Annotated in this window: 17 protein-coding genes, 1 tRNA gene, 1 other RNA gene and 1 pseudogene; 15 read left to right on the top strand and 5 right to left on the bottom strand. The window is 69.6% G+C overall.

All coding sequences use genetic code 11. From position 1 onward, the window contains the following. Nucleotides 1-254, bottom strand: a pseudogene (locus tag C4313_RS05405) (hypothetical protein); the annotation flags it as partial. Nucleotides 255-402: 148 nt separating this feature from the next. On the opposite strand from C4313_RS05405, the gene C4313_RS05410 reads away from it, so the two are divergent. The 8 genes from C4313_RS05410 to C4313_RS05445 all read left to right on the top strand — a co-directional run bounded on the left by C4313_RS05410 (nt 403) and on the right by C4313_RS05445 (nt 10505). Further along, the gene (locus C4313_RS05410; RefSeq protein WP_352428850.1) at nt 403-1890 is read left to right on the top strand and encodes a hypothetical protein; all 1488 of its coding nucleotides are present in this window, start codon (nt 403-405) and stop codon (nt 1888-1890) included. Between the two features lie 111 nt (nt 1891-2001). Next, nucleotides 2002-2952, top strand: coding sequence for a sugar-binding transcriptional regulator (locus C4313_RS05415; protein WP_352428851.1), 951 nt, complete (start codon nt 2002-2004; stop codon nt 2950-2952). Continuing rightward, on the top strand, nt 2942-5002 hold the full coding sequence (gene pdhA / locus C4313_RS05420) for a pyruvate dehydrogenase (acetyl-transferring) E1 component subunit alpha (protein ID WP_352428852.1): 2061 nt from the start codon (nt 2942-2944) through the stop codon (nt 5000-5002). The genes C4313_RS05415 and pdhA overlap by 11 nt, the downstream gene beginning before the upstream one ends. 2 nt (nt 5003-5004) lie before the next feature. Continuing rightward, a complete protein-coding gene (locus tag C4313_RS05425) occupies nt 5005-6267 on the top strand; it encodes a dihydrolipoamide acetyltransferase family protein (RefSeq protein ID WP_352428853.1) in 1263 nt (420 codons plus the stop codon). Nucleotides 6268-6301: 34 nt separating this feature from the next. After that, entirely contained in the window at nt 6302-6778 is a 477-nt protein-coding gene (locus C4313_RS05430; RefSeq protein ID WP_352428854.1) for a PTS sugar transporter subunit IIA, read from the top strand. Further along, nucleotides 6775-7068: a PTS sugar transporter subunit IIB gene (locus tag C4313_RS05435; RefSeq protein ID WP_352428855.1), complete on the top strand. Its 294-nt coding sequence runs from the start codon at nt 6775-6777 to the stop codon at nt 7066-7068. Before C4313_RS05430 ends, C4313_RS05435 begins: the two co-directional genes overlap by 4 nt. 60 nt (nt 7069-7128) lie before the next feature. Continuing rightward, on the top strand, nt 7129-8520 hold the full coding sequence (locus C4313_RS05440) for a PTS galactitol transporter subunit IIC (protein WP_352428856.1): 1392 nt from the start codon (nt 7129-7131) through the stop codon (nt 8518-8520). 566 nt (nt 8521-9086) lie between these two features. Continuing rightward, a complete protein-coding gene (locus C4313_RS05445; protein ID WP_352428857.1) occupies nt 9087-10505 on the top strand; it encodes a PTS galactitol transporter subunit IIC in 1419 nt (472 codons plus the stop codon). A 77-nt stretch (nt 10506-10582) separates the two neighbouring features. Here C4313_RS05445 and C4313_RS05450 read toward each other — a convergent pair whose 3' ends face one another. Next, on the bottom strand, nt 10583-12625 hold the full coding sequence (locus tag C4313_RS05450; protein ID WP_352428858.1) for a putative cobaltochelatase: 2043 nt from the start codon (nt 12623-12625) through the stop codon (nt 10583-10585). Between the two features lie 220 nt (nt 12626-12845). Here C4313_RS05450 and C4313_RS05455 point away from each other — a divergent pair, with 220 nt between their 5' ends. The 4 genes from C4313_RS05455 (at nt 12846) to C4313_RS05470 (ending at nt 21894) form a co-directional block, all read left to right on the top strand. Further along, nucleotides 12846-13946 carry a M24 family metallopeptidase gene (locus tag C4313_RS05455; protein WP_352428859.1) on the top strand — a complete coding sequence of 367 codons (1101 nt, stop codon included), beginning with the start codon at nt 12846-12848 and terminating at the stop codon, nt 13944-13946. A 547-nt stretch (nt 13947-14493) separates the two neighbouring features. Further along, nucleotides 14494-18780, top strand: a complete 4287-nt coding sequence (gene rpoC / locus C4313_RS05460) for a DNA-directed RNA polymerase subunit beta' (RefSeq protein WP_352428860.1) — start codon at nt 14494-14496, stop codon at nt 18778-18780. A 108-nt stretch (nt 18781-18888) separates the two neighbouring features. After that, on the top strand, nt 18889-21765 hold the full coding sequence (locus C4313_RS05465; RefSeq protein WP_352428861.1) for a helicase C-terminal domain-containing protein: 2877 nt from the start codon (nt 18889-18891) through the stop codon (nt 21763-21765). Nucleotides 21766-21821: 56 nt separating this feature from the next. After that, a tRNA-Met gene (locus tag C4313_RS05470) sits at nt 21822-21894 on the top strand. A 52-nt stretch (nt 21895-21946) separates the two neighbouring features. Here C4313_RS05470 and rsmA read toward each other — a convergent pair. From rsmA to ffs, 3 genes are all read right to left on the bottom strand, one after another. Continuing rightward, nucleotides 21947-22927, bottom strand: coding sequence for a 16S rRNA (adenine(1518)-N(6)/adenine(1519)-N(6))-dimethyltransferase RsmA (rsmA, locus tag C4313_RS05475; RefSeq protein ID WP_352428862.1), 981 nt, complete (start codon nt 22925-22927; stop codon nt 21947-21949). Then, the gene (locus tag C4313_RS05480; protein WP_352428863.1) at nt 22896-24341 is read right to left on the bottom strand and encodes a ubiquitin-like domain-containing protein; all 1446 of its coding nucleotides are present in this window, start codon (nt 24339-24341) and stop codon (nt 22896-22898) included. Before C4313_RS05480 ends, rsmA begins: the two co-directional genes overlap by 32 nt. A 78-nt stretch (nt 24342-24419) precedes the next feature. Next, nucleotides 24420-24688, bottom strand: an RNA gene (gene ffs, locus C4313_RS05485) — signal recognition particle sRNA large type. 220 nt (nt 24689-24908) lie between these two features. Between ffs and C4313_RS05490 the strand changes: the two genes are divergently transcribed. From C4313_RS05490 to rlmB, 3 genes are read left to right on the top strand one after another with little or no spacing between them, the layout of a single operon-like run. Then, complete coding sequence (locus tag C4313_RS05490) at nt 24909-25049, top strand: GNAT family N-acetyltransferase (RefSeq protein ID WP_352428872.1); 141 nt, start codon at nt 24909-24911, stop codon at nt 25047-25049. Then, nucleotides 25037-25207, top strand: coding sequence for a hypothetical protein (locus C4313_RS05495; RefSeq protein WP_352428864.1), 171 nt, complete (start codon nt 25037-25039; stop codon nt 25205-25207). Before C4313_RS05490 ends, C4313_RS05495 begins: the two co-directional genes overlap by 13 nt. After that, the gene (gene rlmB, locus C4313_RS05500) at nt 25204-25992 is read left to right on the top strand and encodes a 23S rRNA (guanosine(2251)-2'-O)-methyltransferase RlmB (protein WP_352428865.1); all 789 of its coding nucleotides are present in this window, start codon (nt 25204-25206) and stop codon (nt 25990-25992) included. Before C4313_RS05495 ends, rlmB begins: the two co-directional genes overlap by 4 nt. Nucleotides 25993-26015 lie beyond the last annotated feature (23 nt).

A 26015-nucleotide genomic window follows, 5' to 3' on the forward strand; every position in this document is an offset into this window, starting at 1 on the left:
TCGTAGTGGCGGCGTTGGGCTTCGGCCAGTTCGGCCACCCGCTGTTCGGTGCGCCGCTGGGCCTCGGCCAGGGCGGCGATCTGGGCGGCCACCTGCTGGAATCCCTGGGTCATCTCCCGGCGGAGGGCCTGGACCTCCGCGGGGAGCCGCAGGAGTTCCTCGGAGGCCAAAAGGGCCCACAGGGCCTGTCGCCACTCGGGATGGGCCCGCAGCAGTTCGAGAAGGTCCTGGAAATCGGCCAGCGTAAAGGCCATCGATGCCTCCCCTCATCGGAAAACCGACCGCCTCCGGAGACATTTTACCACTGACCGCGGGGCCTTCCCGCCTCGCCGGCCGGCAGTTGACGCAGCGGCGGGATGCCCGGATCATTGGAACGGGCACGTCGAACTCCCAGGGGGATCGATGGCGACCGCAAGGCCCACAGCCGGGCGCTCCCTCTCGCCGGCCCATCTGCTCGCTTTCGCGGCGCTGGTTGGGATCTTCGCCTTCGTCAACACCCATCCCATCCGCCCGCACGATTTCTGGTGGCACCTGGCCGCCGGCCGTGAGATCGTGCGGACCGGGCGGATCCCCGAAACGGACACCTTCTCCTACACCCGGCGGGGGGCTCCTTATCCGTCCTATGCGATGTTCTGGCTGGCCGAGGTGGGGTTCTACGGCCTCTACACGGCGGGCGGGCCGCCGCTGGTGATCTTCGCCCACAGCCTGTGGATCACGGCGGCCTATGGGCTGGTGCTGTGGACAGCGTGGATCCGGGGCGGGGCGCGGGCGGCAGCGGTGGGGACGCTGTGGGCGGCCGCCCTGGGGCTGGACGACTGGAACGTGCGCCCCCAGGCCTTCGCCTTCCTGGCCGGCGCCCTGTTCCTCCGGGCGCTGGTGGGCCTCGAGGGGGCAGCCGGCGGGCGCTGGCTGCCGGCCTTCCCCCTGGGGATGGCCCTCTGGGTCAACACCCATGGTTCGTTCCCCGTGGGGTTGGCCTGGCTTGAGCTCTCCTGGCTTGGACAGATCGGGGAAGCCCGGCGGCCCGGGGCCTCGAACCCTGCTCTCCGGACCCGGTTGGGTCTGGCCTTCGGCCTCGCCCTCCTGGCCACCCTGCTCAACCCCCGAGGCCCCGGCGTCTACGGCTACGTGCTCGCCATGGCCCGCAACCCCGTGCTCCGAACCCTGGTCCCCGAATGGGCGCCGCCCGGCCTGGATCGCCATGGCCTCATGTTTTTCGCGGGCCTGATCTTCCTGGCCGGTGCCCTCTGGCGTTCCCCCCGCCGGGTGACGGTCCCCGAGGCACTGCTCCTGGCCGGGTTCGCGGTCCTGGCGCTGTGGACCTCGCGGGGGATCGTGTGGTTCGGAATGGTGGGCGCCCCCATCCTCGCCGCCCATCTGGGGGCGCGGCCGCTGTTCGCCGCCCGGGCAGCCCCAGGGATCTCGAAGCTGAATCGGGCGTTCCTGGGGCTGCTGGGAGGGATGGCGCTGGCCTCGCTGCCATGGTTCAAGCCCGCGTGGCCGCTGCCGCCGGCCAAGGCAGGGTGGCTCTCCGCAGAGACGCCGGTGGCGGCGACGGCGTTCCTCCTGCGGGAGCGGCCGCCCGGCCCCCTCTTCCACGCGCTCTCGTTCGGAAGTTACCTGATCTGGGCCGCGCAGCCGGACTACCCGGTGTTCGTGGACCCCCGGCTGGAGCTTTACCCGATGGACCTGTGGCTGGACTATCTGGCGATCAGCGCGGCCGTCCCCGACTGGGAGGAACGGCTGGACCGCTACGGGATCCGGCTGTTGATGCTCAGCCCCGCGGAGCAGCCCGCCCTCGTCGAGGCCGCCGGGCGCTCGCCCCGCTGGCGGCTGCGCTATCGGGACGCGGCGGCGGTGGTTTTCACCCGCACCTCCCCTTCCCAATAAAGCCGCTCCCCTCACAACGGCCCTTGACAACCGAAGCTCCCCCGCTTACCATGGGACCAAACAAAGTTGATATTTGACTCACATTTGTGCATGACGGACGAAGAGCGGCTGGTGCGGTTGGCCCAGGTGGCCTCCTGGTATTACGAGGAGGGTCTGGATCAGGCGGCGATCGCCCGTCGTCTGGGGTGCTCCCGCTCGATGGTCTCCCGCTACCTCAAGGAGGCACGAGCGCGGGGCCTGGTGGAGATCCGCGTGCGCCATCCCCTGAAGACCGATCCGCACCTCGCCGAGGCCCTCCGGTCCGCCTTCGGGCTGAAGGCGGCGTGGGTGCTGGCCGAGCCCCCGGCGGACCCTTCCGCGCTCCTGCAGCGTCTGGGGGAACTGGGCGCCCAGGCCGTGCAGCCCTATTTGCGCCCCGGCGTCCGCATCGGGGTCAGTTGGGGGACGGCGGTCTATGCGGTGGTGCGCGCGTTGCCCGAGCGGCCGGTGGAGGGGGCGCAGGTGATCCAGATCATCGGGGCTTTGGGGTCCGACGATCCGGTGATCGACGGTCCGGAACTGGCCCGCTGGCTGGCTGCTAAACTGGGCGCTTCCCTGCGCCTCCTGCACGCTCCGCTGCTGGTGGAGAGCGAGGCCACAGCCTTCGCCTTGCGGCAGGAGCGGACCGTGGCGGAGACCCTGCGACAGGCGCGGCGGGTCGATGTGGCGCTGATCGGCATCGGCTCGGTGGACCCGGCCCTCTCCAGCCTGCGGCGGGCGGGCTATCTCACTGCCGCCGACCTCGTTGCCCTCCGCCAGGCCGGCGCCGTGGGGGATGTGCTGGCGCGGGCCTTGAACGCCGAGGGGCGTCCTCTCGACCACCCCCTGAACCGCCGGGTGATCGGCCTTGCCCTGGAGGACTTGAAGCGGATCCCCCTTGTGATCGCCGTGGCCGGCGGGGCGGCCAAGGCCCCGGCCATCCGGGCCGCCCTGCGGGGCGGCTATGTGGATCTCCTGGTCACCGACGCCGCGGCTGCCGCCGCCGTCCTCACCCCCGAAGGAGCGATGGTCTATGGCGCGTAAGCCGGAACCTGCCCCCGTCGATGCGGCCCTGGATCTACCCCGGCAGCGTCTGGTGGATTGGCTCTATCAGATGCACCTCATCCGGGCTTTTGAGGAAACCGTGGAGCAGCTATATGCGGCGGGGAAGATGCACGGCACGATGCATCTCTCCATCGGACAGGAGGCGGTGGCGGTGGGGGCCATCGCCGCCCTGCGGCCCGACGATTACATCACCTCCACCCATCGGGGGCACGGCCACGCCATCGCCAAGGGCCAGGACCTGCGGGCGATGTTGGCGGAGCTCCTGGGCAAGGAGACCGGCGTCTGCCGGGGCCGTGGGGGCTCCATGCACCTGGCCGACCTGGAGAAAGGGAACCTCGGCGCCAACGGCATCGTGGCCGGCGGCATCCCCATCGCCGTGGGGGCTGCCCTCAGCATGCGGCTCCGGGGCCTGGACCGGGTGGTGTTGTGCTTCTTCGGCGACGGGGCCGCCAACCATGGCAATTTCCACGAGGGCCTGAACCTGGCCGCCGTCTGGCGGCTGCCGGTCGTCTTCCTCTGCGAAAACAACCAGTATGCGATGTCCATGCCGGTCCAGCGGGCCATGGCCGTGCCCCGCGTGGCGGACCGGGCGGCGGCCTACGGGATCCCCGGCGAGACGGTGGATGGGATGGACGTGCGGGCCGTCTACCAAGCGGTGCGGGCGGCGGTGGACCGGGCCCGGCGGGGGGAGGGGCCCTCCCTCATTGAAGCCATCACCTACCGGTATCGGGGCCACTCGAAGAGCGACCGCCAGGTCTACCGGACGAAGGAGGAGGTCCAGGCGTGGATGGCCCGCGATCCCATCGCCCGGTTCCGGGCCTGGCTGATCGCGCAGGGGTGGCTTTCCGAGGCGGAAGCGGAGGATCTGGCCCTCCGGGCCCGGCAGGCGGTGGAGGCGGCTCTGCGGGCGGCCGAGGGGGATCCCGAGCCCGCCGTTGAGGACCTCGCCCGCGATGTCTACGCGGAGGAGCCGCCGGGAGCCCTGCCGGCCTGGATCCACGCCGCCTTCGGGCCGAGGACGCCGATCCTGCCGCCGCCGGGGGCGCGGGAGATCTCCTACGCCGAGGCGTTGCGGGAGGCCATGGCCCAGGCCATGGCGGCCGACGGGCGGGTCTTCCTGATGGGGGAGGACATCGGCGTTTATGGGGGCGCCTTCGGGGTCACCCAGGGGTTGATCGACCGCTTCGGGCCGGAGCGGGTGCGGGACACGCCCATTTCGGAAAACACCATCGTGGGGGCCGGGCTGGGGGCGGCCCTCACGGGGATGCGGCCGATGGTCGAGATGCAGTTCATGGACTTTGTGGCCTTGGCCATGGAGCAGACGGTGCTCCAGGCGGCCAAGGTGCGTTACATGTTCGGCGGCAAGGCCCGGGTTCCACTGGTGTTGCGGCTCCCGGGCGGCTCGGGCACGGGAGCGGCGGCCCAGCACTCCGAGAGCCTGGAGGCCTGGTTCGTGAACGTGCCGGGGCTCAAAGTGGTGGCCCCAGCCACCCCCTACGACGCCAAGGGGCTGTTGCTGGCTGCCCTGGCCGACGAGAACCCGGTGATCTTCGTGGAACACAAACTGCTCTACCGGACCCGCGGCCCGGTCCCGGAGGAGCCCTACGTGGTGCCGTTGGGGCGGGCGGCCGTGCGGCGGGAGGGCCGGCATCTGACCCTCGTGGCCTACTCGCTGATGGTCCTGCGGGCGCTGGAGGCTGCGGAGCGCCTGGCCGCCGAGGGGATCGACGTGGAAGTTATCGACCTGCGCACCCTCAAGCCTTACGATCTGGAGACGGTGGTGGCCTCGGTGAAGAAGACCGGGCGGCTGCTGATCGTGCACGAGGCGCCGCTGTTGGGGGGCCTGGGCGGCGAGATCGCGGCCGCCGTCGCCCAGAGCGAGGCCTTCGCCTATCTGGAGGCTCCGATCATCCGGCTCGGCGGCGCGGACGTCCCTATTCCGTATCACCCGAAACTGGAGCGGGCGGCGGTTCCCCAGGTCGAAGACATCGTGACGGCCGCCCGCCGGCTGGCCCGTCTGGAGCTGTGACCATGCCGGTCCCGGTGATCATGCCCAAGTTCGAGCTGGCCCAGGAGACGGGGAAGATCCTCCGCTGGCTCAAGAGGGAGGGCGATCCCGTCGTGAAAGGCGAGGCGATCCTGGAGGTGGAGACGGACAAGGTGGCGATGGAGGTGGAGGCCCCGGCCAGCGGGATCCTGGCGGGGATTCGCGCCGGGCCGGGCGAGGTGATCCCCATCGGCCAGCCCATCGCCTACATCCTGTTGCCGGGAGAGACCCCGGCGGACGTCGAGGCGGCATCGGCGGGGCCCACCCCGCGGGCCACGCCCTTGGCCGAGCGGATCGCCCAGGCCCACGGCGTGGATCTCTCGGCCGTGCGGGGGAGCGGCCCTGGAGGCCGGGTGACGAAGGCCGACGTGGAGGCAGCCCTCGCGGCCGTCCCTGAGGGAAAGGTGCGGGCGGTCCCGGCGGCCCGGCGGCTGGCCCGGGAACTGGGGGTGGATCTGCGCGCGGTGGTGGGGACCGGGCCCGGGGGGCGGATCCAATCGGAGGATGTGCAGCGGGCAGCGGCCGGGGTCCCGGAGCGGATGCCGACGCCGGCCGTGCGGCGGCGGGTTCCCCTGGCGGGGATGCGGCGGGCCATCGCCGAGCGGATGCTGCGGAGCGTCCGGGAGGCGCCCCAGTTCGCCGTCAGCGTGGATGTGGGGATGGATCGGGCTCTGTCCCTGGTCGACGATCTGTCGGCGTGGTCCGCCCGCGAGGGAGGACCCCGGGTCACCCTCACGGCGTTGCTGGTGAAGGCGTGCGCGTGGGCCCTTCAGCGCCACCCGGCCCTGAACGCGGCCCTGGAGGGGGAGGAGATCGTGGAGTGGGCGGAGGTGAACATCGGGGTGGCGGTGGCCGTGGGGGAGGGGTTGGTGGTGCCGGTGGTGCGGGGGGCGGAGCGGCGGGGGGTGCTGGAGATCGCCCGGAGCCTGGAGGAGCTGACGGCCCGGGCCCGGGAGGGCCGGCTGCGAGCGGAGGACGTCCAAGGCGGGACCTTCACCCTTTCGAACCTGGGGATGTATGGGGTGGATCGCTTCACGGCGTTGTTGAACCCGCCGCAGGCGGCCATCCTGGCCGTGGGCCGGGTGGCGAGGCGGCCTGCCATCGGGGAAGGAGACGCGGTGGTGGTCCGCCTGATAGCCACCCTGACGCTGACGGCGGACCATCGGATCGTGGACGGCGCCCAGGCGGCCCGCTTCCTGGAAGATCTGCGGCAAGCCTTGGAGCACCCCGGGATCCTGCTGGGGTAGGACAATGCGGGGAGGCTCGCTCTCGGAGATGGGGATGGGGGATGCGCTCCTATCGCCCCAATGGGTGCTGGTGCGACTGGAGGCCGCTTCGGCGGAGGAGGTGATCCGGCAGCTGGCGGCCCCCCTGGTGGCAGCGGGGCGGGTGCGTCCTTCCTTTGTGGATGCTGTGTTGGAGCGAGAGCGCACAAATCCCACTGGCCTGCCTCTGTCCGGCGCGCTGCATGTGGCCATCCCCCACACTGAGGTGGAGCACGTCTGCGCGCCAGCGTTGGCGGTGGCGACGTTGGCACGGCCGGTGGCGTTTCGGAGCATGGTCCGTCCGGAGGAGACGGTTTCGGTTTCCATAGTGATCCTCTTGGCGCTGACGGAGCCCCACGCCCAGATCGAGATGCTCATGAGCTTGGCGGAGCTGTTCCAAGATCCGGATCGGGTGCGGGCGGTCTATGAGGCCTGCTCGGCTGAGGAGTTGATCCAACGGCTGAACGCTGTGTTGGAAAGGAGGCGACCATGAACCAGCCCAAGCGAATCCTCGTTGCATGCGGAACGGCCATCGCCACCTCCACGGTGGTGGCCAAAGCCATCGAGGAGGGGCTGGCAGCCCGAGGGATCCCGGTCGTCACCCGCCAGTGCAAGGCCGCGGAGGTCCCCGCGCTCGCCAAGGAGTTCGACCTGGTGGTCACCACCACCCCGGTCCCCAGCGACCTGGGGGTTCCAGTGATCCAAACTCTGGCCTTCCTGACAGGGATCGGGAAGGATCAGGTGTTGGACCAAATCGCGGAGATCTTGCGGAAAGGGAAGTAAGCGCCGGACGGGTCCGGCGGCCGGCGCGAACGCTTGATCCTCAATCTCCAGGAGGCGGCCATGGAGGTCTTCCTTAGCACCCTGAAGGCCATCATCGACAACCTGGGCGCCACCGTGGCGCTCCCCATCATCATCTTCCTGTTCGCCGTCGCCTTGGGGGCCCCGCCTGGCCGGGCCTTCCGGGCGGGCATCACCATTGGGATCGCCTTCATCGGGATCAATCTGGTCATCGGCCTGATGTGGAACACCCTCTCCGAAGTAGCCCAGGCGATGGTGAGGAACACCGGTATCCAGCGGGACGTTGTGGATGTTGGATGGCCCTCCGCGGCGGCCATCGCCTTTGGATCCCCGGTGGGGCTCTGGGTGATCCCTTTGACCCTGCTGGTGAACATCGTGATGCTGGCCCTGCGCTGGACCAAAACCCTCGACATTGACATCTGGAACTATTGGCATTTCGCCTTCATTGGTTCCCTGGTGGTGGTGGTTACAGGCAACCTCGCGTTGGGATTGCTGGCGGCAGCCATCGCCGCTGCCTTGGCCCTCTTTCTTGCCGATTGGACGGCCCCGGCGGTGCAACGTTTCTACAACCTGCCAGGCATCTCCATCCCCCACCTGACCACCGCCCCGGGCGTGCCGATGGCCATCGTGGTGAACGGGGTCATCGATCGCATCCCTGGCTTGCGGGATGTCCAGGCGGATCCGGAGGCCATCCGGCGGCGGCTGGGGATCGCAGGCGAGCCGGTGATCCTCGGTTTGATCATCGGGCTGATCCTCGGGATCCTGGGCTTCTATAACGCCGGTGATGTCCAGACGGTGGTCGTGAAGGTCTTGAAGACAGCCATGAACCTGGCGGCGGTGATGCTGTTACTCCCCCGGATGGTGCAGATCCTAATGGAGGGCCTGATCCCGATCTCCGAGGCTGCCCGGGACTTCATGCAGCGCCGAGCGGCGGGCCGGGAGATCTACATCGGCCTGGATTCTGCCATCCTGATCGGGCATCCGGCGGCCATCTCCACGGCCTTGGTCTTGGTGCCCGTGGCGATCCTCCTCAGCGCCATCCTGCCTGGGAACCGGGTGATACTGTTCGCGGATTTGGCGGTGATCCCCTTTGTGGTGGCGATGTTTGCCCCGTTGATGCGGGGGAACATCTTCCGGATGATCATCGCCGGGGCGCTCACCTTGGCCGTCGGTTTCTATATCGCCAGCTCCATGGCAGATCTCTTCACCCAGGCCGCATTGCTGGCCAAGTTCGAAATGCCGCCGGGAGCGGTGCGGATCACCAGCATCGCGGATGGCTTCCTGTGGCCGCCTTTCGTCTTCGTGATCGCTGTGCGCCTGGCGGGGGTCGTGGGGCTGCTGGTCCTGGCGGCCCTGCTGGCCGTTGCCCTCTTCCTCTACATGCGCAACCCGCGGGCCTGGGAGGCAGCTGCCGGTGCTGCGTCCAAGGATTAGCCGGAATCGGTGAAGGCCGGGGCCCGCCCAGGGCCCCGGCCTTTTCGTTTTTAAGGCAGAGAGGGCATCCCTCATCGTCCCGGGCTCCTGGCGCAACGCGCCGGCGCTACAGGTGGAACCGACGGATTGACAGTGATCTCAGAGAAAGCGCCCAACGGGCTTGTTTTACCTGCTTTTGGCTACCCCTTGACAGAACATGGGGGCCGTGCTATGTTTAGGGGCAAAGTTCTGCGGGGACGTTGGGGAATGGCGTTGTGGTCGATGGGACGGCTGGCTGGGGCGAGGGGCGCTCCGCGGCGGCGGGTCGCCCGGCCGGCCGAGGTGTGGTCCGCGTGCCACCCCTGTATCTGTCCCGGGCGGGGGCGGGGGGTGGCCGCCCGCTTGGGACGCGCGCCCCGCTGAGCGGAACCGACCGCCCGCTGCCCTCGCTTTCCTCTCCCGGTTCTTCGGCCTCGACGGCGTTGGCGTGGCATGTCCTTTCCCGGGCCAGCGCGGAAATCCCCCGACCAGGCGGAGGATCTTTTTCTTAATCCTTACCGATCGAAACCGAGCCGTGGAGGTGGGCGATGGCCTCTGTGATCCAAGGGCTCGATGCATTGATGCGGTGGGTCGTCCAGACGGCTGGTGTGGCTGTGATGATGCCGATGATCCTCTTCCTGTTGGCCCTGGTGTTCGGCGCCCCGCCCGGCCGCAGTTTCCGAGCGGCGTTGCGGGTGGGCATCGGCTTCACCGGACTTTTCCTAGTTTTGGGGATGCTCATCAATGGGCTCTCGCCCGCTGTCCAGACGATGGCTAGGCGGTTTTCCCTTTCTCTCGATATCCTCGATATCGGATGGCCAGTGCTAGCGGCTATCAGCTTCGGCACTCCCTTCGCTTTTACCGTCTTCATCGTAATCTTTCTCTGGAATATATTTCTGATCTTGGTCCGTTTCACGAAAACCCTTGATGTAGATCTGTGGAATTATTGGTCCATGGCTTACGTGTTCTCGATGATCTGGGTGACCACCCAGAACGTGGCTTTAGGCCTGGTGGGAGCGGTGATTTACGCAACCCTGTTGTTCAAGTTGGCCGATTGGACGGCTCCAGTGCTGGCGGGCTATTTCCGGATGCCTGGGATCTCCTTGCCTCATGGGGATACCGTGATCTGGGCTCCGATCGGGTTTGCCCTCGATGCCTTGTGGGAGCGAATCCCGCGGCTGCGGGAGATCTCCATAGATCCAGAGGTTATCCAAAGGCGGTTGGGGGTGTTCGGCGAATCGACCATGGTGGGGCTGGCCATCGGTCTCCTCATCGGAGCTCTGGCCTATGTGGGGCCGGGGATGACACCAGAGGAAGTCGCATCCGTGCTCAAGTTGGGGATCACCACTGCGGCGTTTATGGAATTGATGCCGCGCATGATCGCGCTGCTTATGGAAGGCCTGATCCCGATCTCCGAGAGTGTGCGGGCGTTCATGACACGGCGCTTCCCGGGCCGGGAGCTTTACATCGGCCTGGACGCGGCCATTGTCACCGGATTCCCTCCCATCGTAGCCACGGCTTTGATCCTCATCCCGCTGGCGCTGCCCATCGCAGCCGTGCTCCCTGGCAACCGGGTGGTCCCCTTTGCGGATCTTGCAGTCTTTGTCTTTCTGCTGATCTGGGCCGTTGCCCCCTCTCGAGGGAACATTTTCCGGGGGCTCCTGAACGGGATCCTGGTTTTCATCCCCTTAATGTTGTGGGTGGCCACCGACACAGCCCCCGTCGTCACTCAGGTGGCCCACCAAGTGGGAGCCCAGGTGCCCGCTGACCAGATGGTGACGGCAATGGCAGCTGGTTTCAAGACCCTCTCATGGCCAATCCTGGAGCTCATATGGTTCTTGACCGGATATCGCACCGATCTCCTCCGACTGTTCCTGGCCTTGGGCTATCTGGCCCTTTACTTCGGTTTGTGGGGCTTGGTCCGTCATCGTCCCCAGGCCTTCCTCCCGCGGGGCGGTGCTTCGTAAGTCGCCCGGGCCCGGCTTGGTTGGACCGGCGGAGCCCATCGGACCCGCGAGGGGAGAGGCCGCTGTCGGATCGGGCCTCACCGCATGGCGGTGCGCACCGCCGCGTAGAGGGAGGCGGCCTTGAGCTCCTGGAGGGTGTAGCACGGCGCGCCCAGGTGGTCGGCCAGGGCCTGGGCCAGACCCTGATCGAAGGCGGCGTGCTCCATGTTGATCACCACGGCGGGGATGTGGCGCTCGCGGAACCGATCGGCGATGCGGTGGGCCTCCTCTTGCGGGGGCAGATCGCTCATGGAGACGTTCCCCGCCCCGTCGGTGAGCAGGATCATCAGGGGGCGCACCTCTGGGCGCAGCAGGATCTCCCGGCACAGGACCTCGTAGGCCAGCAGCAGCCCTGCCGAGAGGGGCGTTTTGCCTCCCACCGGGATGTCCTCTAAGGCTTTCTTGGCCAGGTCCACGCTGGAGGTCGGCGGCAGCACCAGCCGCGCCCGATCCTTCTGGAAGACGATCAGCCCCACCCGATCCCGCCGCTGGTAGGCGTCGGTCAGCAGGGAGAGGATGGCCCCCTTGGTGGCCTCCATCCGCTCGGCCACTGCCATGCTCCACGAAGCGTCCACGACAAAGAGAATGAGATTGGCTGCCCGCCGGACCCGCACCTTACAGTGGTAGTCCTCGGGCCGGATGGCCAGGGCCGTCTGGGAGCGGTCCCGTTCGATCTGGTGGGGGGCCGCCGCCCGGAAGGTGGCGTCGAAGGCCAGGTCGAAGGCCTCCCCAGGTGAGGGGCGCGCCCAGATGTAGCGGCCCCGCTTGCGGGCGGACCGGGTGACGCTGCGACGGCCGCCCACCCGGCGCTCCCGACGGTCCTTGGGCACATCCAGGCGCTTGACCCGGAAGGTCTCACCGATAGGGACCGGCTGGCCCCCTTCCCACCACACGCCTTCCTGGCGGGTGACGTCCTGGCGCTGCAGCGGCGCGGATTCCTCCCCTACGGGCTGGCTCCGGTTATGGAGCGCCCCGTCGAGGCGGCGGGCTTTTTTTGGGGTCCCTCCCTCCGTGCCGGGGGTGGGCGAGGAGGGGGCGTTCCCCTCCATCTGGCGGCGCACCCGCTCCATGTGCTCGGCCAGTTGCGCGAGGGTCAGATGGCCGTCCTCGTCAAAGGGACGACGCTTGAGCCGGTGGGGGAGGGCCAGCTCGGCGGCCAGCAAGATGTCTTCCTCGGTGATCTGATCCCGCCCCTTGAAGGCGGCGTGGGCACGGGCCGTCTTCAGGATCACCAGATCGGCCCGGTGGCCGTCCACCCCCAGGCTGGCCACCAGCCCAGCGATGAGGAACAGATCCCGGGGGGTGTGCACGACGTGGGGGAGCCGTTCCCGGGCGGCGGCGATCTCCTCGGAGAGCTGGCGCTCATAGGGCTCCCATTCCGCCCGGAAGCCCTCCGGGTCCTGCTCGAAGGCCAGATTGCGCCGCAGGATCTCGGCCCGTTGCGCGGGATCCCGCACCCCTTCCACGTTCACGCACAGGGCGAAGCGATCCAGCAGCTGGGGGCGCAGGTCGCCCTCCTCCGGGTTCATCGTGCCGACCAGGATGAAGCGGGCAGGATGCTGGAAAGAGATCCCCTCCCGCTCCACCACATTGACCCCCATGGCGGCTGCGTCCAGCAACACATCCACGATGTGGTCGTCCAAGAGATTAACCTCATCCACATACAGGAGGCCCCGGTTGGCCATGGCCAGCACGCCGGGCTCGAAGCGGCGCTCGCCCTTCTGGATCGCCCGCTCGATGTCCAGGGTCCCCACCACACGATCCTCGGTGGCGCTCACCGGAAGGTCCACGAAGCGGGTCTTGCGCCGGGCCACCGGGAGGGTCTCGCCGCGTTCGACGCGCTCGCGGCAGAGGGTGCACCAGGTCGCCGGCTGATGGGGATCGCATGAGAAGGGGCAATCGGCGACCACTTCGATCTCGGGCAGCAGCGCCGCCAGGGCGCGCGCGGCGGTGGACTTGGCGGTGCCTCGCTCGCCGCGGATCAACACCCCCCCGATCTGGGGGTAGACGGCGCACAGCACCAGGGCCCGTTTCATCCGTTCCTGGTCCACGATCGCCGTGAACGGGAAGACCACACGCATGGGAAACCCCCTTCCGGTCGGGATCCGGTGAGCGGCGGCGGCAGGCAGCGGGGCTTCGACGAGTGCTTCTCATTCTATCGAAAACCGGCGCCCGGTCAACAACCCGCGGCCCCCCGAGGCCCCCGGGCGTGCCCCTGCCATCATGTTGCGCGCCGTCGGGCTTTTCAACGCCGGTCCTTTCGGGCATATTCCAGGTGGAGCCCTTCGCGAGGAGGCCGGGATGGTGGCGGAGCGGTGGACCCGGTTGCGGGCGGAGATGGCGCGGGAGGGCCTGGCGGTGGTGGCCCTGGTGCCCGGGGCCAATCTCTTCTATTTGACCGGGCTGCGCTTCCACCGGGCGGAGCGCCCCATCGTCGCTTTCTTCCCGGCGGAGGGGGATCCCGCCCTGGTCCTCCCGGCCTTCGAGGTGGAGAAGGCCCGGGGGGCCCCCTTCCCATGGCGGCTGTTCCCCTACACAGACGCCGAGGGCCCGGTCGCTGCTTTCCAGAGGGCCGGGGAGGCGCTGGGACTGCGGGGCCGGTCGGTGGCCGTGGAGACCCTGGCCATGCGGGTGCTGGAGTGGTCCTGGTTGAACCGGGCCATGGGCCCCCTGGAGGTCCTCCCGGCCGAGCCGGTGATGGCCCGGCTGCGCATGGTGAAGGAACCGGAGGAGATCGCCGCCATGCGCCGGGCTGTCCAGGTGGCGGAGGCCGCCCTGGCGGCGTGGCTGCCGGAGGTGCGCGCGGGGATGACGGAACAGGAGGCGGCCCGCCGGTTGATCCGGGCCGCCTTCGCCGCCGGGGCGGAGGGGTTGGCCTTCGACCCCATTGTCGTGGCCGGCCCCAACGCGGCCCTGCCCCACGCCACGCCCTCCCTGCGGCCGATCGGGCGGGGGGAGGTGTTGATCGTGGACTTCGGGGTGGTAGTGGAAGGCTACGTGTCGGACATCACCCGCACCTTCGTCGTGGGAGCGCCGGACCCGGAATGGGCGGCCATCCACCGCTTGGTCGAGGCTGCCAACACCGCGGGGCGGGCGGCGGTCCGCCCAGGGATCCCGGCGGAGGCGGTGGATCGGGCGGCCCGGGCGGTGATCGAGGCGGGGGGCTACGGAGCGCAATTCCTGCACCGCACCGGGCATGGCCTGGGGCTGGAGATCCACGAGCCGCCCTACCTGGTGGCCGGCGAGACCACACCCCTGGCCCCCGGCATGACCTTCACCGTCGAGCCGGGGATCTACCTCCCGGGCAAAGGGGGCGTCCGCATCGAGGACGAGGTGATGGTCACCGAAGCCGGCGGGGAGCCCCTGACCACCTTCCCCCGGGAACTGCAGTCGGTGGGATAGCGCGGGCCGGCGGGGCCCTCACGGGCGTCGCGGATCGGAGCGGAGCACCCCCTGCCCTTCGTGGTTGTAGGTCCGTCCAGAGGGTGGCGGTGCCCGGATGAAGGGGCGGTCGGGCGAGAGGGCCCGGTGGGCGGGGATCCCCTTTCGGGGAACCCCGGCTGCGGCGGCCGGATTTGACAAACTCCCATAGGTTTCGTATACTTGAGGATAGCCCTCATGAAGACCCGGTTTCTCACCCGGACGTGGGGCCTTGGGAGCCATCCCCGGGCGGAGCGCCTTGGGGAGAGCTCTTTTGTTGTCTGTCATCGACCTACGGCCGGGCGGGAGAGACGGGAAGGGCGGTCCCTTTGATCCTCGTTCGGATCCCGATCCGTCGGGGTCGTGCGGTTTACAGCCACCGGTTGCGCATCCGGAACATCTGGGAACAACACGCGGGTTGCCCCCATCGCCTCCCTCAGGAGAGCCCGGGGAGCGGGGGGCTTTTGCCTGCGCTCGGCCGAAGGGCATCGCGCCCCCGGGCGCGGGCGGCGGGCGGAGGTCGACCGGGATGTCCCGCAAATCGCAGGCGGAGGAGGCATCTGTGGAGGCCAAGGAGTTTCGCGCCCTGCGGATTTCGCTGGCCTCGCCGGAGCAGATCCTGTCGTGGTCCTACGGCGAGGTGACCAAGCCAGAGACCATCAACTATCGCCGGCTGCGGCCGGAGAAGGACGGCCTCTTCTGCGAGGTGATCTTCGGCCCCACTCGGGACTATCAGTGCTACTGCGGGAAGTATAAGGGTCCCCGCTACAAAGGCATCGTCTGCGAGAAGTGTGGCGTGGAGGTCACCCGGGCTGCGGTGCGCCGGGAGCGCATGGGCCACATCACCCTGGCCGCCCCGGTAGCCCACATCTGGTATACACGCCGCGTCCCTTCGTATCTGGGGCTGCTTCTGGACATCTCCCGCCGCAACTTGGATCGCGTCCTCTATTTCGCCCAGTATGTGATCACCTCGGTGGACGAGGAGGCGCGGGGCCGGGCCCTCAAGCGCCTCGAGGAGGAGTTCGAGCGCGAGCGCCGCGCCATCGAGGCCCGCGTCCAGAAGGAGATTGACGCCCTCCTGGCCAAGGTCCAGCGGTTGGAGGAGCGGGAGCGCCAGAAGCTGGCCGAGCGGCAGGCCCGCATCGAGGAGAAGTGGGACGCCGAGGTCGAGGCCCTGATGCGGGAGGCCCAGCGGACCCAGGCCCGGATCGAGGAGCGGCTGGGCAAGACCATCCGGGCCCCCATCGTCTTCGAGCCGACGGGGGAGGTGATCGCCGAGGCGGGCGAGACGGTGGGCCGGGAGCACCTGGCCGCCCTGCAGCGGATCCTGGACGAGCAGTTGAGCCGCATCAAGGAGCGGGAGACCGCCGAGCGCTCCCGCGCTCTGGCTCGGACGGAGGAGACGCTGCGGGCGCTGCGGGAGGCGGCCGAGGAGAAGATCGCCGCTCTGAGGGACCAGGCCGCCCGGGAGGTGGAGGCCCTGCGCCAACGCCTTCAGGCCGAGCGGGACGAGCTGGTCAGCCTGGCCCCCCTCCAGTTCCTGGGGGAGAACAAGTATCGCGAACTGAAGAGCAAGTGGGGGCAGGTGTTCCGCGCCGAGATGGGGGCGGAGGCCTTCCTGGAGATCCTCCAGCGTCTGGACCTGGAGCAGATGGCCAAGGAACTGTGGCAGGAGATCCGGCAGGCCAAGTCCAAGCAGCGCCGCAAGAAGGCCATCAAGCGCCTCCAGATCGTGCGGGCCTTTCTGCGCAGCGGCAACCGCCCCGAGTGGATGATCCTGCGGGTCCTGCCGGTCCTCCCGCCGGACCTGCGCCCCATGGTCCAGTTGGACGGCGGCCGGTTCGCCACCTCGGACCTCAACGACCTCTACCGGCGGGTGATCAACCGGAACAACCGGTTGAAGCGCCTGCTGGAACTGGGGGCGCCGGACGTCATCATCCGCAATGAGAAACGCATGCTTCAGGAGGCAGTGGACGCCCTCATCGACAACGCCCAGCGGGGCAAGGCGGTGTCCCGCCGCGGGCGCCGTGAACTCAAGTCCCTGAGCGACATGCTGCGGGGCAAGAAGGGCCGCTTCCGTCGCAACCTGCTGGGCAAGCGGGTGGACTACTCCGGGCGCTCGGTGATCGTGGTCGGGCCGCAACTGAAGTTGCACCAGTGCGGGCTGCCCAAGACCATGGCCCTGGAGCTCTACAAGCCCTTCGTCATCGCCCGCCTGATCCAATACAACTACGCGGCCAACATCAAGGGCGCCCGGCGGCTGATCGAACGCCAGCGCCCCGAGGTGTGGGAGGTGCTGGAGGAGGTCATCAAGGAGCGGCCGGTGCTGCTTAACCGGGCTCCCACCCTCCATCGCCTGGGCATCCAGGCCTTCGAACCGGTCCTGGTGGAGGGCAAGGCCATCCAGATCCACCCGCTGGTCTGCGCCGCCTTCAACGCCGACTTCGACGGCGACCAGATGGCCGTCCACGTGCCGCTCTCGGAGATGGCCGTCTGGGAAGCCCGCAACCTGATGCTCTCCAGCAAGAACCTGCTGTTGCCGGCCAACGGCGAGCCGGTGGTCGGGCCCACCAAGGACATGGTCCTGGGCTGCTACTACCTGACCATGGCCCCCGCCAACGGCCCGGCCGGGCCGGCCCGGCTGTTTGCCAGCCTGGAGGAGGTGGAGCTGGCCTACCTGCTCGGCGTCGTCTCCTTGCACACACCGATCCGCGTTTACGCCGGGACGGTCTACGACGAGAACGGCCAGCGGTATCCGGACGGCCAGCCCCGCCGGCGGCTGATCGAGACCACCGTGGGCCGTGTGCTTTTCAACCTGGTCCTGCCCGAGGGCCTGCGCTTCGTCAACGAGACGATGGACAAGGGTCGCCTGAAGGATCTGGTGGCCCAGTGCTTCCAGTGGCTGGGGCCCGAGGCCACGGTGGAGATGGTGGACAAACTGAAGGACATCGGCTTCCGCTACGCCACCCGCTCGGGCGTCACCATCGCCCTGGACGACCTGCCCATCCCGCCGGTCAAGCGGGAGATCTTGGCCCGCTACGAGGCCCTGGTGGCCGAGGTGGAGCGCCAATACCGGCGGGGCCTCCTCACCGAGGAGGAGCGCTACCAGCGGGTCATCGACCTGTGGCAGCGGGCCACCAACGAGGTCGCCGAGGCCGTCAAGCAGACTATGAGCCCTGACAGCAACGTGGCCATCATGGCTGTCTCCGGGGCGACCAAGGGCGGGTTCCAGCCGGTGGCTCAGTTGGTGGGGATGCGGGGGCTGATGGCCGACCCGACGGGCCGCATCATCGAGCTGCCCATCCGCTCCAACTTCCGCGAGGGCCTGACCACCATCGAATACTTCATCTCCACCCACGGCGCCCGCAAGGGCCTGGCCGACACCGCCCTGCGCACGGCGGACGCCGGGTATCTTACACGGCGGCTGGTGGATGTGGCCCAGGACGTGATCGTCAACGCCTACGACTGCGGAACCCGCGCCGGGATCTGGATCCGGGCCAGCGACGATGTGGGCGGGCAGACCCTGCGGGAACGGATCTTCGGCCGCGTGCTGGCCGCCCCCGTCTTCGACCCGAAGACCGGCGCCCTGATCGCCGACACCGGGACCCTGCTGGACGAGGTCCTCTCCGAGCGGATGGAGAAGGCGGGTGTCCCGGAGGTCTACGTCCGCTCGCCCATGACCTGCCAGTTGCGCTATGGCATCTGCGCCCTCTGTTACGGGCGCGACCTGGGCACCGGCCGGCTGGTGGAGGTGGGCACCGCCGTCGGCATCATCGCCGCCCAGTCCATCGGCGAGCCGGGGACCCAGTTGACGCTGCGGACCTTCCACACGGGCGGTGTGGCCGGTGTGGCCGACATCACCCAGGGCCTGCCGCGGGTGGAGGAGCTCTTCGAGGCCCGCAAGCACCCCAAGGGCGAGGGCCTGCTGGCCGACATCGACGGCGTCGTCCACATCTACCGCACCGAGGGGGGCGCGCGACGCCTCCGCATCGTCAACAGCCGTCTTGCGGAGGATGTTTACGAGATCCCCGGCAACTGGTCGATCAAAGTGGAGGACGGCCAGAACGTGGTCGAGGGCCAGGTCCTGGCCAGCCGGGGCGATCAGCAGATCACGGCCCGGCACGCTGGCCGCGTGGTCTACCAGAAGGGCAGCCCTCTGAAGGTGGTCTACGAGATCCGGGAGGAGCGGGAATATGAGGTGCCGGCCACGGCCCGCCTGCTGGTGGAGGAGGGCCAGCGGGTGAAGGCCGGGGACGCCCTCACCGAGGGGCCCAAGAACCCCCACCGCATCCTGCGCCTGCTGGGCCGCGAGGCTGTCCAGCTCTACCTGCTCAGCGAGATCCAGAAGGTCTACCGCTCTCAGGGCGTCAACATCAACGACAAGCACTTCGAGATCATCCTCCGAAAGATGCTGAGCAAGGTCCAGATCATCCACCCGGGCGACACGGACTTCCTGCCCGGCGACCTGGTGGACCGACTGCTGCTGCAGGACATCAACGCCAAGTTGGCCGCGGAGGGCAAGCGCCCGGCGACTGCGCAGCAGGTGCTGCTCGGCATCACCAAGGCCGCCCTGGCCACCGACTCCTTCCTCTCGGCGGCCTCCTTCCAGCACACCATCCGCGTGCTGGCCGGGACTGCCCTGGAGGGCAAGATCGACGAGCTGCGGGGTCTGAAGGAGAACGTGATCATCGGGCGCCTGATCCCCGCGGGGACCGGGTTCAAGTATTACGCCGAGAAGCGGGGGATGGAGGCCATGGCCCGCGGCGGCACCGGCCCCACCCTGGCGGAGGCGGTGACCACGGCCATCGATCTGTGAGGGGATCCCCCTTGGGGGACGCGGATCCGGCGGAGGGGGCAGGTGCCATGGGGCCTGCCCCCTTCATGTCGGCCCGTTGTGCGGATGCGCCTTCTCGGACGGCGAGCCATGTCCTCGGTTTTTGTCGCCCTGGACCTGGAGACCACCGGGCTGGACCCGGAGACGGACGCCATCATTGAGATCGGCCTGGTGAAGTTCCGCGGGGAGACCGTGCTCGAGACCTGGAGCACCCTGGTCCGCCCGGAGCGGCCCATCCCGCCGGCGATCAGCGAGCTCACCGGCATCCGCCCGGAGGACGTGGCCCAGGCGCCGCCGCTGGAGGCGGTGCTGCCCCGCCTGAAAAGCCGGGTGGGGGAGGCCGTCCTGGTCGGCCACTCCATCGATCAGGACCTGGCCTTCCTGCGCCGCCACGGCCTGTTCCTCCACAACGAGGCGCTGGACACCTATGAACTGGCGGCCATCCTGATGCCCCACAGCGGCGCCCATGGGCTGGCCGCCCTGGCCCGAGATCTGGGGATCCCGGTGGGGACGGTGCACCGGGCCCTGGAGGACGCCCGCCTCACCCACCGGCTCTTCCTGGCCCTGTTCGAGCGGGCCTGCCAGTTGCCCGAGCCCATCTTGGAGGAGATCGTCGGCCACGCCGCCCGGCTGCCCTGGCCCCCGCGCCGCTTCTTCGAGGAGGCCCTGCGGGCGGTGCGGCGGGGCCGCTTTGTGGACCGGAGCATCGGGGCCCAGTTGCAGGCGAAGGGCCTGGCCACCCCCGAGGCCTACCTCAGCCCCCCGCCGGTGCGGGCCCGGCCCATGCGGCCGCGGCCGGATCCCCGACCCCTGGATCCGGAGGCGCTGGCGGCCTTGCTGGAGCCCGGCGGGGCCCTCTCCCGCATCTTCCCGGAGTATGAGCATCGGCCCCAGCAGGTGGCCATGCTCCGCGCCGTCGCCGAGGCCTTCAACGAGGGGAAGCACCTCATGATCGAGGCGGGGACAGGGGTGGGCAAGAGCCTGGCCTACCTGATCCCCGCCGCCCTATGGGCGCTGCGCAACGGCGAGCGGGTGGTGATCTCCACCAACACCATCAACCTCCAGGAGCAGTTGCTCCGCAAGGACATCCCCATCCTCCAGCGGCTCCTCTCCGAATCCGGCCTCGCCGATGGCTCCGCCCTGCGCGTAGCCCTGCTGAAGGGGCGGGGCCACTACCTGTGCCCGGCCCGCCTGGTCCAGCTCCGGCACGCCGGGCCGACCCGGGTGGAGGAGATGCGGGTGCTGGCCAAGATCCTGGTCTGGCTGCCCACCACCCGCACCGGGGACGGGGACGAGTTGTATCTCCCCACGCCCGCCGAACGGGGGCTGTGGGCCCGGCTCTCCGCCGACAACGAGATCTGCACGGCGGAGTCGTGCGCCGGGTGGGGTGAGGGCGGCTGCTTCCTGCATTGGGCCCGGCGGGAGGCCGAGGCGGCGCATCTGATCATCGTCAACCACGCGCTCCTCTTCGCCGACGTCGCCGCCCAGAACGCGGTGCTTCCCGATTACCGCTACCTGATCATCGACGAGGCCCACCACCTGGAGGAGGCCGCGACCAAGCAACTGGCCGTGGAGGTCGATCGGCTCGGGCTGCTGCGCCTGCTGGACGAGGTGGGGGGCGCCCGGGAGCATCGGGCCGGGGGGCTGCTGGGCGCTCTGCAGAGCCTCGGCCGGTCACTGCCCCCGCCCGCCCGCAACCCCTTGGCCGGCTTGACCCGCCGCCTGACCGAGGCGGCGGCGGCCGCCCGCACCGGGGTCGACCTTCTCTTCAACGCCCTGACCGCCTTCCTGGAGGAGGCGGGCGCCCGCGATGGTGACCACCCCCGCAAGATCTGGCTAACCGGGGAGGAGCGACGACGGCCGGGATGGTCCGCCGTGGAGGAGGCCTGGGCCTTCCTGGCCCCCCGCTGGGTCGCGGTCCAGGAGGCCCTGGGTAGGATCGGCGCCCTGCTGGGCGAGCTCCTCGAGCACGGGTTCGGGGAGGCAGAGGAGGCCCTGAGCCGTGCGGTCGGGCTGCGGCGCGATTTCGAGAAGGCCCATCAGGCCCTGGAGGGGATGGTGCGCAAGCCCGTCCCCGACGCCGTCTACTGGCTGGAGGGGCATCCAGGGGACGGGGACTGGTCCCGGGTGAGCCTGCACGCGGCGCCCCTGGACGTGGGGCCGTTGGTGCGGCAGCACCTGCTGGCCTCCAAGGCGTGCGTGGTGATGACCTCGGCCACGCTGCGGACGGTGGACCGGGAGCGCCAGGCCCCGTCCTTCGCCCACCTGAAGAGCCGGCTGGGGGCCTGGGAGATGGAGGAACTGGCCCTGGACTCCCCCTTCGACTACGAGCGCAACGCCCTGCTCTATCTGGTGAGCGACATCCCGGAGCCAGGGGAGGCCGGGTATTCGCGCGCGGTGGAGCAGGCGATCCTGGCGGCGGCCCAGGCCATCGGGGGGCGCACGCTGGTCCTTTTCACCGCCTACGCGCCGTTGCGGCGGGCCGCGCGGGCCCTGGCCGGGCCGCTGGCCAAGGCCGGCATCGTCGTCTACGAGCAGGGAGACGGCGGATCCCGTCGGCAACTGGTGGAGCGGTTCCGGACGGCCGAGCGGGCGGTGCTGCTGGGGACCCGCAGTCTCTGGGAAGGGGTGGACATCCCAGGGGAAGCCCTCTCGTGTCTGGTCATCTCCCGGCTGCCCTTTGAGGTCCCCGACGAGCCGATCTTCGCAGCCCGGGGGTCCCAGTATCGCGATCCGTTCCTGGATTACGCCGTCCCCGAGGCGGTGCTGCGATTCCGCCAGGGCTTCGGACGGCTGATCCGTCATCGGACCGACCGGGGAGTGGTCCTGATCCTGGACCGCCGGGTGCTGACGCGGAGTTACGGGGCGTGGTTCCTGATGGCCCTCCCTCGGTGCACCGTCCGCCGGGGGCCGCTGGCCGAGATCGGGCCGACGGTGCGGGCCTGGCTGGCGGATGGGGAGCGCTGAGGCGCAGGCCCGACGTTGACGGGGACCCCAGACCTTGGCTATAATTAAAGACGAAGGGCGAGGTAGCTCAAAGGGCAGAGCAGCCGGCTCATAATCGGCGGGTTGTGGGTTCGAGTCCCACCCTCGCCACTTTTGAGACGGTCAGGTCAACCGAGCGGCCGCATGGCCGCTCGGTTGCGTTTCAGGCGTCCGGGTGCGGATTCGTTTCCCCGCGGTTCTTCCCACAGGCCGGGGAACCCCCAGGAGGTTCGCGGAGAGGGCCCCTGTCGCCTTGCAGGAAGGGGCGCAGCGCGTTGCAGAGGGCGGCCCATTCCGACAAGGTGAGGGTCTCGGCGCGGCGGTGGGGGTCGATCCCGGCGGCCGCCATGGCCGCGCGGACCACCGTGTCCGGAAGCCCCAGGCCGTGGGCGAGGGCGTTGTGCAGTTGCTTGCGGCGTTGCCCAAACCCCGCGCGGACCACGGCGAAGAAGGCCTCGGGGTCCTCCAGCGGCACCGCCGGTCGCTGGTAGGGATCGATGGCCACGACGGCGGAGTCCACCTCGGGCCGGGGCCAGAAGGCGCCCGCAGGGATCCGCGCGACGATCTGGGGGCGCCCATACACCTGGACGCTCACGGCCAGCAGGCTCATGGCCCCGGGCCCGGCGGTGAGCCGCCGGGCGACCTCGTGCTGCACGGTGAGCACCACCCGCCGCGGCCGGGGGGTGGCCTCCATCACCTGGCGCAGGATGGCCGAGGTGATGAAGTAAGGGATGTTCCCCACGATCCGGTATGGGTGTCCCTCCACCAGCGCCCCGGGGTCCAACTGGAGGATGTCCCCGTGGACCACTGTGACGTTGGGATAGGGGGCGAGGATCTCGCGGAGCAGCGGCAGGAAGCGCTCATCGATCTCCACGGCCACCACACGGTCGGCCCGCAGGGCCAGATGGCGGGTCAGGGTGCCGGGGCCGGCGCCGATCTCCAGCGCCCATTCGCCGGGCTGGAAGCCCGCTGCTTCGGCCACGCGGGCCAGGGCGCCTTCGTCGATGAGGAAATGCTGGCCGAGCCCCTTGCGGGGCCGCAGGCCCCGGGCCCGCAGATACTGGGGCCACGGCATCGGGGGTGGGGACGGGCGCAGGGGCGCCGTCGTCGACTCAGGGGGATGGGGGCCAGTCGGGGAGGACATAGGGGATGGCCTCCGGGGGGGGCACCGGGGTGAGCAGGTAAACATCCACCCACCGACGCCACAGGACCAGGTCGTCGTCGTTGTAGCCCAGGTCGATCCGTCGTCCGCGGATGGCGCCTCCGGTGTCGGCTGCCAGGCCGATCCCATAGCCGGGCACGTAGACCTTCCATCCCAGCCGGATCACCCGCGGGTCCACAGCCACGATCCCCCGCTGTATCGGCAGCCCGGTCCGCGTGCGCCCGAAATACGCCGCCGAGGGGTGGACCCCGGCGGTGGAGGCGCTGTAGGAGGTGGCCAGCATCCGGATCCGCCGCCAGTATTCGATCGGCCCTTCCGGCGTCTCGAGGGTGCGGACCACGATCTTGGTCCCGTAGGCCCAGACCTGGGGCTCGGGGGGCCGCAGGACGGTCTCCCCGACAACCTCTCGGGCGACGGGCTGGCCGTTCTCATAGCGCACCCGGATGCGGCGCTGCAGGCGGCCCTCCCGCCCGGGCGCCCGCTGCACCCATGTGTCCAGCTCCAAGTTAGGATCCGGCTCCCAGACGATGTTGAAGGGCAGACTTTCCTCCTCGAGCGCCCAGCCCTCCGTGACCCGGATCACCCGGACGGTCTCTCCACCCTGCAGCCGTGCGCCCTCCTCCGGGATCACCCGATCCTGCCCATGGAGGGTGAGCCCAAGTTCCTGCAGCAGATCCCGCACGGTGCGGGCGGTGGTGTGCACCACCTGGACCCGCCCGTCGGCCTCCACGGTGATGGGCCGGGCCCGGAAGAGGGAGACTTGTATTCCGCCGTTCAGGGGGGTCTCCGGGCTGGGGAGCACGCGGTCGGCGGGGTCCTGGAGCCACCCTGCCTCCCGGAGGGCCGCGCCCACCGTTGGGGCGGTGGAGAACCACACGCGCCGAGAGCCGTCCTCCAGGCGGACAATCACCGGGGCCGCGCGGACGACACGGATCTCCCGCGGGCCTTCACCGTCCGCCGCCCGGAGGACACCGAAGCCCCCCCCGGAGGGCCACCGATGCCCGTCCACCCACATCGCATCCCCAGGACCCCATGAGATCCCGGCCTCCTGCAGGATCCGCCCTGGGTCCGTTTGGAGGGTATACCACACCATCCGTCGCGAGGGCTCCACTCCCCGACCCTCCACCAGGATCTGGACCGGTCTCGCCCGCCGGACGCGGATGGTCGCCGGGGGTCTCAGTTCGGCGGAAAGGGGTGGGAAGACCGCATCCTGGGGGCGGAGGGAGAGGCCCACCTCACGCAACACGCCGGCCACCGTTCGTTGGCTTGTTCTAACGATATAGGTCCGATCGTCGATGAGGAGGGTTACGGTCTGTTGGGAGCGGGCGTAACCCCAGAGGCCGAAGGCGCCCAGCCCGAGCCAGGCGAGCCATTTGAGCGTTGAACGCCTGTCCATGGCTTTATGATGCGGAACCGGCTTGGCCGTGGGATGACGGCCATCGTCTCCTCGGGCGGCGGGAGGGCAAGCCGGCGGCCGTGCGCCCCTTGTCGAGCCCGCCTTTCCCCGTCGATGGGCACCCTTCCGGCTCCGGCCCGGCGCCCCTGCGGCGCGCGAACCGGGACGGCTTACCGTTGCTCCCTTCCGGGCCTGGCGGGGTTCACCGGGGTCCGCCGCGCAGGACCGGACCTTCGACGCCGGGGGCGACCATCCGGCGGGGCCGCGTGAACCCTCGAAGGGGATGTCGGCCCCGCGTCTGGCGGATTTCGGGTGCAGGGAACCGCCACCTCCCCGCCTGAGCACGGCCGCCAGTTTTAGGCTATTGGATTCCCGGCCAGGTGTCAAGCCGGCGGCGGGCGGGCCCGCCAGGCCGCCCGGGCTAAAATGGAGGCGATCCCCGGCCGGGAGGTGGCGATGGCGGATGGGGTGATCCTGCGCCCGGCGCGGCCGGAGGACCAGCCGGTGATCCGACGGCTGGCCCGCGAGGTCCGTCGGAACCCCTGAGGCCTGCGCTGGCCTCGGTTTCTGGTCGCCGAGGTCGCGGGGAAGGTGATCGGGGCTGTCCCGGTGGGGTTTGACCGGGACGGCCGTCGGGAACTCACCTCGGTGGGGGTGGACCCGGCGTGGCAGGGGCGGGGATCGGGAGCCGGCTGGTGCGGACGGTGATGGTGCGAGCGCGAGGGCCGTTGTATTGGATGTGCCGGGCCGAGCGGGAGGCCTGCTACGCCCGGCCGGGCTTCCGGGTCCTCCCGCCCCGCTTCCGGGGGCTCCGGCTGCCGTGGCGGGTCATGGGCTGGGATCCCCGAGAGGTCTACGAGCGGTGAGGGAGAAGCCCGAGGAGATCCGGCGGGAGTTCCTGTACGGGCGCCACGCCGTCCACGAGGCCTTGCGGGCCGGGCGGCGGCGGATCTACCGGTTGTTGATCGCTGAGGGTCTGCAGCCCAAGCCGATCCTGGAGGCCCTGATCGCCCTGGCCGAGGGCCGGGGCATCCCCATCACGCGGGTCCCCAAGGCCCGCCTGGACGCCATCGCCGAGGGGCATCAAGGGGTGGTGGCGGAGGTGGAACCTTATCCTTATATGGACTTCGAGACGGCATGGCAGGAAAGCGCCCGCCGTCCCGACCCGCCTTTCTGGCTGGCCCTGGATTGCCTGCAGGATCCTCAAAACTTCGGGACGCTGCTGCGGACGGCCGAGGCCGTGGGGGTGCACGCCGTGATCTTCCCGGAGCACCGCAGCGCCCGGGTCACCCCGGCCGTGGTGAACGCCTCCGCCGGGGCAGTGGAGCATCTCGCCGTCGTCCAGGTCACCAATATGGCCCGGGCCCTGGAGGCGCTAAAGGAGCGGGGGGTGTGGGTGGTCGGGCTGCAACAGGACCCCCGGGCCATCCGCTATGACCGGGCCGATCTGACCGGGCCCATCGCCCTGGTGGTGGGGAGCGAGGAGACCGGCATCCGCCCGCTGGTCCGCCGGGCCTGTGATCTGCTGATCTACCTGCCGATGGGGGGCCGGGTGGCCTCCCTCAACGCCGCCGCCGCCGGGTCGGTGGCCCTTTACGAGATCGCCCGCCGTCGGGGCTTCGGGGAAGGGAACAGCGGCCCCGCCCCCTGAGGGAGCGCGTCCGGGATCATCGT

It is taken from the genome of Thermoflexus sp., assembly GCF_040289485.1.
Taxonomy (GTDB): domain Bacteria; phylum Chloroflexota; class Anaerolineae; order Thermoflexales; family Thermoflexaceae; genus Thermoflexus.